9 protein-coding genes are annotated in these 11,978 nt (G+C 67.5%); 8 read left to right on the forward strand and 1 reads right to left on the reverse strand.

Translation table 11 applies throughout. The annotated features are described in order from the left end of the window. The first annotated feature begins 7 nt into the window (after positions 1 to 7). The 8 genes from N803_RS03545 (at position 8) to N803_RS03585 (ending at position 11,039) form a co-directional block, all read left to right on the forward strand. Complete coding sequence (locus N803_RS03545; RefSeq protein ID WP_035902779.1) at positions 8 to 496, forward strand: cell division protein SepF; 489 nt, start codon at positions 8 to 10, stop codon at positions 494 to 496. Between the two features lie 45 nt (positions 497 to 541). Then, the gene (locus N803_RS03550) at positions 542 to 817 is read left to right on the forward strand and encodes a YggT family protein (RefSeq protein WP_035902780.1); all 276 of its coding nucleotides are present in this window, start codon (positions 542 to 544) and stop codon (positions 815 to 817) included. 69 nt (positions 818 to 886) lie between these two features. Next, positions 887 to 2,284 (forward strand): DivIVA domain-containing protein, encoded by a 1,398-nt coding sequence (locus tag N803_RS03555; RefSeq protein WP_035902781.1) that lies wholly within the window; start codon positions 887 to 889, stop codon positions 2,282 to 2,284. A 202-nt stretch (positions 2,285 to 2,486) separates the two neighbouring features. Next, a complete protein-coding gene (locus N803_RS17850) occupies positions 2,487 to 3,650 on the forward strand; it encodes a TraR/DksA family transcriptional regulator (RefSeq protein ID WP_245616995.1) in 1,164 nt (387 codons plus the stop codon). After that, positions 3,623 to 4,252: a signal peptidase II gene (locus N803_RS03570; RefSeq protein WP_084763982.1), complete on the forward strand. Its 630-nt coding sequence runs from the start codon at positions 3,623 to 3,625 to the stop codon at positions 4,250 to 4,252. Before N803_RS17850 ends, N803_RS03570 begins: the two co-directional genes overlap by 28 nt. Positions 4,253 to 4,262: 10 nt before the next feature. Continuing rightward, positions 4,263 to 5,168, forward strand: coding sequence for an RluA family pseudouridine synthase (locus N803_RS03575; protein ID WP_425402399.1), 906 nt, complete (start codon positions 4,263 to 4,265; stop codon positions 5,166 to 5,168). A 101-nt stretch (positions 5,169 to 5,269) separates the two neighbouring features. Further along, complete coding sequence (gene dnaE / locus N803_RS03580; protein ID WP_035902785.1) at positions 5,270 to 8,878, forward strand: DNA polymerase III subunit alpha; 3,609 nt, start codon at positions 5,270 to 5,272, stop codon at positions 8,876 to 8,878. Next, on the forward strand, positions 8,871 to 11,039 hold the full coding sequence (locus N803_RS03585; protein ID WP_052111722.1) for a S9 family peptidase: 2,169 nt from the start codon (positions 8,871 to 8,873) through the stop codon (positions 11,037 to 11,039). Before dnaE ends, N803_RS03585 begins: the two co-directional genes overlap by 8 nt. Here N803_RS03585 and N803_RS03590 read toward each other — a convergent pair. Further along, positions 10,977 to 11,864, reverse strand: a complete 888-nt coding sequence (locus N803_RS03590) for a universal stress protein (protein ID WP_052111725.1) — start codon at positions 11,862 to 11,864, stop codon at positions 10,977 to 10,979. The genes N803_RS03585 and N803_RS03590 overlap by 63 nt on opposite strands. Positions 11,865 to 11,978 lie beyond the last annotated feature (114 nt).

The raw sequence follows: 11,978 nt of genomic DNA on the forward strand, positions 1-11,978 counted from the left end.
AGTTCTCATGGCTGGCGCGCTGCGCAAGACGATGGTCTACCTCGGCCTGGCCGAGGACGAGGGCCGCTACTACGACGAGGCCTACGACGACTACGAGGCGGACGAGGTCTACGAGGCCGAAGAGCCTCGCGAGGCTCGCGAGCACGCGGCCGAGGTGACGCCCCTGTCCCAGCGACGCAGCGTGGCCCAGGTCGTGCGCACCCCGGAGGCCTCCGGCATGTCCCGGATCACGACGATTCACCCGCGCACCTACAACGAGGCCAAGACGATCGGTGAGAACTTCCGTGACGGCACGCCCGTCATCATGAACCTCACCGACATGGACGACGCCGACGCCAAGCGTCTGGTGGACTTCGCCGCTGGTCTCGTGTTCGGTCTGCACGGAGCCATCGAGCGCGTCACCGCCAAGGTGTTCCTGCTCTCGCCGTCGACCGTCGAGGTCCACTCGGAGGAGTCGACGGCCGCGCCGGGGCGCACTCTCTTCAACCAGAGCTGACCCCGCCTCAGGTCACGCACAGGCACGTCACGCACACTGGTCCGCATGAACACCGTGCGTGGACTGCTCGAACTCATCGTCTGGCTGTATCTGCTGGTCGTGTTCGGGCGTCTCATCCTTGATTGGATCCGCGTCTTCGCCCGTGATTGGCGTCCGCGCGGGGTGATGCTCGTCATTGCCGAGGCCGTCTACACCCTGACCGATCCGCCCCTGAACGCGCTGCGCAAGGTCATCCCGCCAGTGCGTCTGGGTGGCGCTTCGATCGATCTCGGGTTTCTCGTGCTGGTGCTCGCGCTCTACCTCGTTCTCGCCATCCTCTAGGCTGGATGGCTGAGCCCGGCGTCCGTGTGGCGCAGGGCATCCTGAACCGATCGAATCAGAGGAGTTGACATGGCGTTGTCGCCCGAGGACGTCCTCAACAAGACGTTCACGACCACCCAGTTCCGACGTGGCTATGACGAGCGCGAGGTGGACGACTTCCTCGATGACATCGTCGCCGAGATGCGTCGCATGACCAAGACGGACGACGAGATGCGCAAGCAGCTCAACGACTGCCGTCAGGGTCGCGGCCTGGAGCCCGTTGCCGCAGCCGCACCGGCCGCGCCGGACCGCTCCGCCGAGATCTCCAAGCTTCAGGGTCGCAACTCCGAGCTCGAGGCCCGCGTGCGCGAGCTCGAGGAGCTCGAGGGCAAGAGCCAGACGAACCAGAACCAGAGCCAGGGTGAGGTCGATGGCGTCAAGCGCCGCAACACCGAGCTCGAGAACCGCGTCAAGGAGCTCGAGCGCCAGCTGGGCGAGTCCGAGCGCCAGCTCACGCAGCTGCGCGAGCAGCACAACGCGCTCTCCGGTGAGCGCGACTCCCTGCGCGGCGAGCGTGACTCCCTGCGCGGCGAGCGTGACGCGATCGCTTCCGAGCGTGACCGTCAGCGCGCCGAGCACGAGGCAGCCAACGCCAAGAACGAGCAGGAGCGCCAGGCGGTCTACGCCAAGGCCAATGCCGGCGCCGACGACCAGCTCGCGACCCTCCGCAAGCGTGTCGAGGAGGCCGAGGCCGACGCACAGCGCCGGATCCAGAAGGCTCAGGCCGAGGCCGAGCAGGCCGAGTCCGAGGCCCAGGAGCGCGCGTCCAAGGTTCAGGCCCAGGGCGGCGAGCAGAACTCCGACCTGACTGCGCTCGCCGGAGCCGGCGGCCTCGGTGCCGGATCGGCTGCGGGTGTTCTCGCTCTCGCCCAGCGTCTCCACGACGAGCACGTCTCCGCCGGTGAGAGCCGCCGCGACGAGTTGCTGCGCGAGGCGCAGAGCCGCCACGACGAGCTGCTCAGCCAGGGTGAGAACAAGCACAAGGACCTCCTCAGCCGCGGTCAGGCCCGTCACGACGAGCTGATCGGCACGGCCCAGGCCAAGCACGACGAGCTCATCTCGACCGGTCAGTCGCAGCACGACGAGCTGCTGTCGACGGCCAAGTCGCAGCACGACGAGCTGCTCTCGACGGCCAAGTCGCAGCACGACACGATGCTCGCCGAGGCCAACAGCAAGCGCGAGGAGCTCATCACCGAGGCGCGTGAGCGCTCGACGGGCATGGTCCACGAGGCGCAGCAGCGCAAGGCGGCCATCCTCGAGGAGCTCAACGAGCAGCGTCAGGTGCTCGAGCGCAAGATCGAGCAGCTGCGTGGGTTCGAGCGCGACTACCGCGGTCGCCTCAAGACCTACATCCAGGGCCAGCTCAAGGAGCTCGACAACACGGCCGTCGAGGCCGAGGTCGACGAGAAGGCCAAGCAGGACTCCTGACCCGTCCCACGTGACGCGTCACAGCCGTAGGGCATCCGGTTCGTCCGGGTGCCCTACGGCTTTTCCGGATCCTGTATGCCGTCAGTGAACTTCGCAGATCATCTGGCGTTTTGCGTTGTGATGCGGATCATGAGGGCTTATCCTCGCCGCACGCGGTCGAGCCCTGACGGGCCCGACCTTTGTTCACGAGTGAGGACAGGCAATGGCTGCCAAGAGCGCTCCCTCAGGAGCCACCAAGGCTGGATCCGGAACGGCATCATCGGCCAGGGCCGTCGCCAAGAAGGTGGGTGCTCGGGCCACGGCGGTGTTCAAGTCGGCCGCGGCCATGGCGACGGGGTCGTCGTCGGGGTCCAAGGCCTCGGGTGCGAAGGCTGCGCCTGCCGCCTCGTCGACGAAGAAGGCCGCGCCGACCAAGAGCGCCGCGAAGAAGTCTGCTCCCACCAAGGCCGCCGCGAAGAAGTCGGCACCGGCCACAAAGGCTGCTCCCGCCACGAAGGGTGCTCCGGCAAAGAAGGCCGCGCCTGCCAAGAGCGCCGCAAAGAAGGCGGCACCGGCCACGAAGGCTGCTCCGGCAAAGAAGGCCGCGCCTGCCAAGAGCGCCGCAAAGAAGGCGGCACCGGCCACGAAGGCTGCTCCGGCCAAGAAGGCTGCCCCCGCCAAGGGCACTGCGAAGAAGGCAGCCCCGGCCAAGGCTGCGCCGGCAAAGAAGGGCGCGCCGGCGAAGGCCGCCGCGAAGAAGGTTGCCCCGGCCAAGAAGGCCGCTCCCTCGAAGACCGCAGCGAAGAAGGTCGCTCCCGCCAAGAAGGCGGCTCCCGCCAAGAAGGCGGCTCCCGCCAAGAAGGCGGCTCCCGCCAAGAAGGCGGCCCCGGCAAAGAGCGCACCCACCTCTACTCCTACGAAGAAGGCCCCCGTGAAGGCAGCAACGAAGTCCGTGCCCGCCCGCAAGGCCGCTCCGGCTGGTGCTGCCAAGAAGGCCACCCTGGTCGTCCGGGAGGACGAGTCACCCTGGACCGCCAAGGAACTCAAGGCCGTCCGGGCCGAGATCGAAGCCGACATCGAGCAACTCCGGTCCGAACTTCAGGTCGCCGAAGCCGAACTCTCCGACCTGCTCCGCGACAGCGGTGACGGTGCCGGCGACGACCAGGCCGACGCGGGCGCGAAGACCTATGACCGCGAGCAGGAGATCGCGCTGGCCGACAATGCCCGCGAGATGCTGCGTCAGAGCGAGCACGCCCTCGAGCGGCTGGACGACGGCACCTACGGCGTGTGCGAGTCGTGCGGCAACCCGGTGGGCAAACTTCGCCTCCAGGCCTTCCCTCGTGCGACCCTATGCATGACATGCAAGAAGAATCAGGAACGCCGCTGACGCCCAGCGCATCGTCCACCACTGCGCCGGTCCCGGACCACGTCCAGGGCCGGTCGCGGCTGTTCGCCCTTCTTCTGGGGGTCGGTGCGCTGACTCTGGTCCTCGACCAGGGGTCGAAGATCTGGGCGCTGGCAGCGCTCACGCCCGGGCAACCCGTCGACCTGCTCGGCCCGATCCTGCGGCTCAACCTCATCCGCAACCCGGGCGCGGCCTTCTCACTCGGTGACGGTGTGACCTGGCTGCTCACCCTGGTGGCGCTCGGCATCGTCATCTGGGTGGGCGGGGCGGCCCGTCGGGTGGGTCACCGCTGGTGGGCGGTCACCCTCGGGATGCTCCTCGGTGGCGCCATCGGAAACCTGATCGACCGGATCCTGCGTGAACCCGGGTTCGGTCGGGGTCACGTCGTCGACTTCATCGACTACTTCAGCCTGTTCATCGGGAACGTGGCCGACATCGCCATCGTCGTCGCTGCGGGCCTGGGGGCGATCCTGGCCTTCCGCGGCATCCCGCTCGAAGGCGTTCAACACGGCCGGCACGAGGCCGAGCACGTCGAGCACGTCGAGAACGTCGAGATCGACGAGGCCGGTGGTCACGGTGGGTGACTCGCGCACGATGCTCGTCCCCGATGGTCTGCAGGGTGAGCGGGTCGACGCCGCCATCGCGCGCCTGTTCGGCCTCTCCCGCACCCGTGCCGCGGAGCTCGCCGCCGACGGTGGCGTGGCTGTCAACGGCAGCGAGGTGGGCAAGTCGCACCGGGTCCACGGTGGAGACCTGCTGGAGGTGACGCTGCCGAGCGCCGACCCGAGCCCCACCCTCGAGGTCATCGCGGAGCCGGTGCCGGGGATGGGGATCATCCACGACGACGACGACATCGTCGTTGTCGACAAGCCGGTCGGGGTCGCCGCGCATCCGAGCGTCGGGTGGACCGGGCCGACGGTGCTCGGCGGACTCGCAGCGGCCGGCTATCGGATCTCGACGAGTGGCGCGAGTGAGCGCCAGGGCATCGTGTCGCGACTCGATGTCGGCACGTCCGGGCTCATGGTCGTGTGCAAGAGCGAGCGGGCCTACTCGCTCCTCAAGCGCGCGTTCAAGGAGCGCACGGTCGACAAGACCTATCACACGCTGGTCCAGGGCCTGCCCGACCCCCTCGTCGGCACCATCGATGCACCGATCGGGCGCCACCCTGGGCACGACTACCGCTTCGCGGTGATGGACTCGGGCAAGCACGCCGTGACGCACTACGAGCTCATCGAGGCGTTCCGGCACGCGAGCCTGCTCGAGATCCACCTCGAGACCGGACGCACGCACCAGATCCGGGTTCACTTCTCGGCGTTGCGGCACCCGTGTGTCGGTGATCTCACCTACGGCGCGGATCCCACTCTCGCCAAGCGGCTCGGCCTCGAACGGCAGTGGCTGCACGCCGTCGGTCTCGGTTTCGAGCACCCGGGTTCGGGGGAGTGGGTCACCTTCGAGAGTCAGTACCCCGAGGATCTCCAGACCGCGCTCGATCGCCTCTGAACGACCTCTGTATGCCGTGAGCGCCCGTCCCACCGGCCTCATCCGTCACAGCGTGGCGAGCCGCTGAGGGGTGTCGGAGCGGCGACCTAGGATGGTCCACGATGTCGTCGACAACCTCCTCCCCAGCCCCGGACCGCAGCGACAACTTCGTCCATCTGCACGTCCACACCGAGTACTCCATGCTCGACGGGGCGGCGCGCATCGGGGACCTGTTCAACCGGGCGGCGGAGCTCGGGATGCCGGCCGTCGCCATGACCGATCACGGCTACCTCTACGGGGCGCACGAGTTCTGGCGCAAGGCCCAGGGGACCGGCGTCAAGCCGATCATCGGACTCGAGGCCTACGTGACCCCGGGGACGCACCGCACCGACAAGACGCGCGTCAAGTGGGGCGACGAGCGCACTCGCCCCGGTGACGACGTGTCGGGTTCGGGTGCCTACACGCACATGACCCTGCTGGCCAAGAACAACAACGGTCTGCGCAACCTCTTCCAGATGGACAGTCAGGCTTCGCTGGATCAGGTCTACGCGAAGTGGCCGCGCCTCGACCGCGAGCTGATCGACCAGCACAACCAGGGACTCATCGCGACGACGGGGTGCCCGTCGAGCGAGATCCAGACCCGTCTGCGACTGGGGCAGTACGACCTGGCCAAGCAGGCCGCGAGCGACTACCGCGACATCTTCGGCGCCGAGAACTACTTCTGCGAGGTCATGGACCACCAGAACGAGATCGAGCGCCGCACCATCAAGGACCTGCTCCGACTGGCCAAGGAGCTCGACCTCCCGCTCCTCGCGACCAACGACAGCCACTACACCTATCCCGAGGACTCCACCGCCCACGGAGCGCTCCTCTGCGTCCAGTCCGGCTCGACCCTCATGGACCCGAACCGGTTCAAGTTCGACGGTGACGGCTACTACCTCAAGTCCGCGGCCGAGATGCGCCACATCTGGCGCGAGTTCCCCGAGGCCTGCGACAACACCCTCCTCGTCGCCGAGATGTGCGAGGTCTCCTTCACCGAGGGTGAAGGCCGCTACATGCCCAAGTTCCCCTGCCCGCCGGGGGAGAACGAGGAGTCCTGGTTCGTCAAGGAGGTCCAGAAGGGTCTCACCGAGAGGTTCCCGGACGGCATACCGGAGTATGCCCAGAAGCAGGCCGACTACGAGACCGAGGTCATCGTCTCCAAGGGCTACCCGGGCTACTTCCTTGTCGTCGCCGACTTCATCAACTGGGCCAAGGCCAACGGGATTCGCGTCGGACCCGGTCGCGGCTCGGGTGCGGGATCCATGTGCGCCTACGCCATGAAGATCACCGACCTCGACCCGATCCCGCACGGTCTGATCTTCGAGCGCTTCCTCAACCCCGAGCGCATGTCGATGCCCGACTTCGACGTCGACTTCGACGAGCGCCGGCGCGGTGAGGTCATCCGCTACGTCACCGAGAAGTACGGCTCGGAGCGCGTGGCCCAGATCGTCACCTACGGCACGATCAAGGCCAAGCAGGCCGTCAAGGACTCGGCCCGCGTCATGGGGCACCCATTCAACGTCGGTGAGCAGCTGACCAAGGCGATGCCGCCGGACGTCATGGGCAAGGGCGTCCCGCTCTCGGGGATCTATGACCCGGAGCACGCGCGCTACGCCGAGGGCAAGGAGTTCCGCGAGCTCGTCGAGACTGAGCCGCACTTCAAGGAGATCGTCGAGACGGCCAAGGGCCTGGAGGGCCTGAAGCGCCAGTGGGGCGTCCACGCGGCCGGCGTCATCATGTCGAGCGAGCCGCTGATCGACGTCATCCCGATCATGAAGCGACTGCAGGACGGTCAGGTCCTCACCCAGTTCGACTACCCCACGTGCGAAACGCTCGGGCTGGTCAAGATGGACTTCCTCGGCCTGCGCAACCTCACGATCCTCGACGACGCCATCGAGAACGTGAAGACGAACCGGGGTGAGGACCTCGACCTCGACGCCCTGTCCAAGGACATGACGGACAGGGCGACCTACGAGCTGCTCGCGCGTGGCGACACGCTGGGCGTGTTCCAGCTCGATGGCGGCGGCATGCGGACCCTGCTCAAGTTGATGCAGCCGGACAACTTCGAGGACATCTCGGCCGCTCTCGCGCTCTACCGCCCCGGCCCCATGGGTGTGAACGCGCACACGAACTTCGCGCTGCGCAAGAACGGCAAGCAGGAGCTCATCCCGCTCGACCCGCAGCTCAAGGGCAAGCTCCAGGCCGAGATGATCACGGCGCTCGAGCCGATCCTGGGCACGACCTACGGCCTGGTGATCTACCAGGAGCAGGTCATGGAGATCGCCCAGAAGCTCGCGGGCTACACGCTGGGCAACGCCGACCTGCTCCGTCGCGCCATGGGCAAGAAGAAGAAGGAGGTCCTCGACGCCGAGTACGTCCCCTTCTCCGATGGCATGAAGGCCAACGGCTTCAACGAGGCATCGATCGCCGCCCTCTGGGGCGTCCTGGTCCCCTTCTCGGACTACGCGTTCAACAAGGCCCACACCGCGGCATACGGTCTCGTCTCGTACTGGACCGCCTATCTCAAGGCGAACTACCCGGCCGAGTACATGGCCGGACTCCTGACGAGCGTCGGCGACGACAAGGACAAGTCGGCGCTCTACCTCGGCGAGTGCCGTCGCATGGGCATCAAGGTGCTGCCACCCGACGTCAACGACTCGGTCGCCCGCTTCGCCGCGGTCGGCACCGACATCCGCTTCGGGATGGCAGCCATTCGCAACGTCGGGCACAACGTTGTCGAGGCGATCATCCAGGCCCGCGAGGAGAAGGGGGCGTTCACCTCCTTCCGCGACTTCCTCTCGAAGTGCCCCGCCGTGGTCTGCAACAAGCGCACCATCGAGTCCCTCATCAAGGGCGGTGCCTTCGACGGACTGGGGGAGTCGCGGGCCGGGCTCTTCCGCATCCACGAGGAATACGTCGACGCGTTCGTCTCGATCAAGCGGCAGGAAGCGATCGGTCAGGACTCCCTCTTCGGGTCCTTCGGCGACGCCGACGAGGCCGGTGATGACATGACGATGATGGGCCTGACACCTGTGCCCACCGTGGAGTGGGACAAGTCGACGCTGCTCACCTTCGAGCGCGAGATGCTCGGTCTCTATGTGTCCGACCACCCACTCTTCGGCGTCGAACACGTTCTCGCACAGCACGCCGACACGGCCATCGCCAGCCTCAGCACGGAGGACGGCAAGCCCGAGGGCGCCATGGTGACCGTGGCCGGTCTCATCACCGGGCTCCAGATCAAGCGGACCAAGAAGGGCGACCTCTGGGCCATTGCCACGGTGGAGGACCTCGAGGGCGCCATCGAGTGCCTCTTCTTCCCCAGCGCCTACCTCACGGTCTCGACGATGCTCCAGCAGGACGTCGTCGCCGTGGTCCGGGGCAAGGTCAACAAGCGCGACGACTCGGTGTCGATCTATGCCCAGGAGCTGACCCTGCCCGAGATCACCGAAGGCCCCCGCGGCCCGGTCGTGGTCACCCTCGACACGATGCGCGCCACCACCGGGCGCATGGAGGAGCTCAAGGGTGTGCTGGCCAACCATCCGGGGACGACGGAAGTCCACCTGAGGTTGACCAAGCCCGGACGCATGACGCTCGTCAAGCTCGACGACGCCCTGCGGGTCAATGCGACCGAGTCGCTCTTCGGGGATCTCAAGGTCCTCTTCGGTCCGAGGTGCCTGACCGGTGGCTGAGCCAACTCCTCCTGTCGCGCCGACGCGCGAGCACCTCCGTGAGCACCATGGTGACCGGTTCGTCGACGCCTACGAATGGCTGCGCGACGGCGAAGACCCGGAGGTGCGGGCCTACCTCGACGCCGAGAATGCCTACGCCGATGCCCTGACCGAGCAGCTGAAACCGTTGCGGGACAGCATCTTTGGCGAGATCAAGTCGCGCGTCCTCGAGACCGACCTGTCAGTGCCGGTCCATTCCGGGCCGTGGTGGTACTACTCACGAACGGTCGAGGGCCAGCAGTACGCCATTCACGCGCGAGTGCCGTGCTCGGATCCGGCGGTGCGACCGGTCGTCGCCCCCGACGTCACCCCCGAGGGTGAGCAGATCATCGTCGACGGCAACGTCGAGGCCGGCGAGTCCGAGTTCTTCGCCATCGGCGCTCTGACCGTGAGCCCCGACCACCGTCGACTGGCCCTGGCCACCGACGTGACGGGAGATGAACGCTTCGGCCTCGTCATCCGTGACCTGGATACGGGGGAGACCCTCGACGACTCACTCGCCGGGATCGGTTACGGCGTCGAGTTCTCGCACGACGGCGGCACCGTGTTCTACACCCGACTCGACGACGCATGGCGGCCACACCAGCTCTGGCGGCACGTTGTCGGGAGCGATCCGTCCACGGACGTCCTCGTGCACCAGGAGGACGACGAACGCTTCTGGATGGGCATCGGGTCCAGTCGCGATGACCGATGGATCATCCTTGCCCTCGGCTCGAAGACGACTTCCGAGGTACGACTGCTCGACGCGAGCACTCCCGACGCCGAGTTCCGCGTCGTGGCCGCCCGCCGCGACGGCGTCGAGTACGACGTCGAGCCGGCGCAGGATCGCCTGCTCATCGTGCACAACACTGACAATCCCAATTCCGACCTCGCGTGGGCTCCTCTCGATGCGACGAGCCACGAGCAGTGGCAGCCGTTGGTGGCCGCCGGCGAGGGCGAGCGGTTCCTCGGGATCGACGCGTTCGACGACGTGGCCGTCCTGTCGCTCCGTCGCAACGGGCTGACGTCGCTGTCCTTGCTTCCCGCGGACCCGACGCGCGAATCCGGGTATGCCGCACCGGTTCCCGTGTCCTTCGACGAACCGATCTACTCGGTCGGCCTGGGCGACAACCCCGAGCGTGGCCAGTCCTCGCTCCAGGTGGTCTACGAGTCGTTCGTGACCCCGCGCACCGTCCTCGACCTCGACTTCAGGTCGGGGGAGCGCACGGTCCTCAAGCAACAACCCGTCCTCGGCGACGTGGACCTGTCCGACTACGTCCAGCGTCGGGAGTGGGCGACCGCAGCCGATGGGACCAGGGTGCCGATCTCCGTCGTGCACCGGGCCGACCTCGAACCGGACGGGACCCACCCGGGTCTCCTCACGGCATACGGGGCATATGAGCACTCGAGCGATCCCTACTTCTCGGTGGCTCGTCTCTCACTCCTCGACCGTGGCGTCGTCCATGCCACGGCGCACGTGCGCGGCGGCGGCGAGATGGGTCGGCACTGGTACGACGAGGGCAAGTTGCTGGCCAAGCCCAACACCTTCAGCGACACCGTTGCCTGTGCCGACCGGCTCGTCGAGTTGGGCTGGGTGGCGCCGGACCGACTCGGCCTCGAAGGCGGTTCGGCCGGAGGTCTGCTCGTGGGCGCCGCGCTCAACCTCGCCCCGGACCGGTTCCGGGTCGCACACGGTGCGGTGCCGTTCGTCGACGCGTTGACGACCATCCTGCGTCCCGATCTGCCGCTCACCGTGGGGGAGTGGGAGGAGTGGGGCAATCCGCTCGAGGATCCCGAGGTCTATGCGGTGATGAAGGCCTACACCCCGTACGAAAACGTTGCGGCACAGGAGTATCCGGCGATTCTGGCGACGACGAGCCTGCACGACACCCGGGTGTTCTTCACGGAGGCGGCCAAGTGGGTGGCGCGGCTGCGCGCCACCGTCACGAACGACGCGTCACGACCGATCGTCTTGCGCACCGAGATGTCCGCGGGTCACGGCGGACGCAGCGGTCGGTATGCCGCGTGGGAGCAGATCGCGTGGGAATGGGCCTTCGTGCTCGATCAGCTCGGGGCGACCTCACGCCTCCCGCGAATGCACGACGACGAGCGGGCAGGCGGTCCGGCCGAGCAACCGGCCTGACACCGAGCCGAGGCGCAGGCCCGGGAAACCACCCGTGCCGCGCGCACCGACGACAACGAGGTCCGCGGTGTCCGCCGCGTGGATCAGCGCACCGATCGGTGAGTCACGAACCACCTCGTGGCGCACCTTGACGGCGGGGTGAGAGGCGCTGCTCGCCGCGATCTCGCGATTGAACTTCTGCTCGAGTTCGGCCTCGTATGCCGGCCAGCTCGAGTCGCTGGCCAGGGTCGGGTCCTCGATCCCGCTCGCCTCCCAGGCGTGGACGACCACGAGTTCGGCGTCGGTTCGGGCGGCGTGATCGAAGGCGGTGTGCAGCGCTGCGGTCGAGGACGGGGAGCCGTCGACACCGACGACGACCCGGTGGTGTTCGGTCTCGGTGTGACCCTCGTGACCGACGATCACCACAGGACAGGTGGCGTGGGCGGCGACCTGCTGTGCGACGGCGCCGATCGTCGCCCTGCTGAGGAGGCCGTGACCGATGGCGCCGAGGACGATCAGGGTCGCGTCGTGGGAGGCGCTGACCAGGGCTCGAGAGGCGAATCCGGGCGGAAGCGACGTGGTGACGCGGAGCGTGGAGTCCACGGCGTGGGCTCGCGCCGTCGCCGTGGCGAGCAGATGCTTTCCCTCGGTGCGGATGTCGCTCTGGTCGGTCGTGCCGAAGCCGAGCATGGGGATGTCGGGTGCGAACGCATGGATGATGTGCAGGGGCACCTGGTCGGCGGAGGCACGCTCGGCGGCCCAGGCCAACGCCGCCCACCCGTGGGCGGATCCGTCGACGCCGACGACGATCCGTCGGGTGGGAGTGGGGGAAGTGGTGCCGCTCATGACGCCTCCAGACGATGTGGATCTGGCGGCGGGAACCTCGGGGTTCGGGGACCTCTGGGTCCCGTCGTCACGGGCCCATCGGGTCCGTCCCTCTCACTATGGACCTGCTTGCTG

It is taken from the genome of Knoellia subterranea KCTC 19937 (genome assembly GCF_000768685.1).
Lineage (GTDB): Bacteria > Actinomycetota > Actinomycetes > Actinomycetales > Dermatophilaceae > Knoellia > Knoellia subterranea.

What these genes read in the sequence shown, in the direction of transcription:
- N803_RS03555 (WP_035902781.1), top strand. Translation starts at nt 887, where the DNA reads ATGGCGTTGTCGCCCGAGGACGTCCTCAACAAGACGTTCACGACCACC.
- N803_RS03590 (WP_052111725.1), bottom strand. Translation starts at nt 11,864, where the DNA reads ATGAGCGGCACCACTTCCCCCACTCCCACCCGACGGATCGTCGTCGGC.
- N803_RS03570 (WP_084763982.1), top strand. Translation starts at nt 3,623, where the DNA reads ATGCAAGAAGAATCAGGAACGCCGCTGACGCCCAGCGCATCGTCCACC.
- N803_RS03575 (WP_425402399.1), top strand. Translation starts at nt 4,263, where the DNA reads ATGCTCGTCCCCGATGGTCTGCAGGGTGAGCGGGTCGACGCCGCCATC.
- dnaE (WP_035902785.1), top strand. Translation starts at nt 5,270, where the DNA reads ATGTCGTCGACAACCTCCTCCCCAGCCCCGGACCGCAGCGACAACTTC.
- N803_RS03550 (WP_035902780.1), top strand. Translation starts at nt 542, where the DNA reads ATGAACACCGTGCGTGGACTGCTCGAACTCATCGTCTGGCTGTATCTG.
- N803_RS03545 (WP_035902779.1), top strand. Translation starts at nt 8, where the DNA reads ATGGCTGGCGCGCTGCGCAAGACGATGGTCTACCTCGGCCTGGCCGAG.
- N803_RS17850 (WP_245616995.1), top strand. Translation starts at nt 2,487, where the DNA reads ATGGCTGCCAAGAGCGCTCCCTCAGGAGCCACCAAGGCTGGATCCGGA.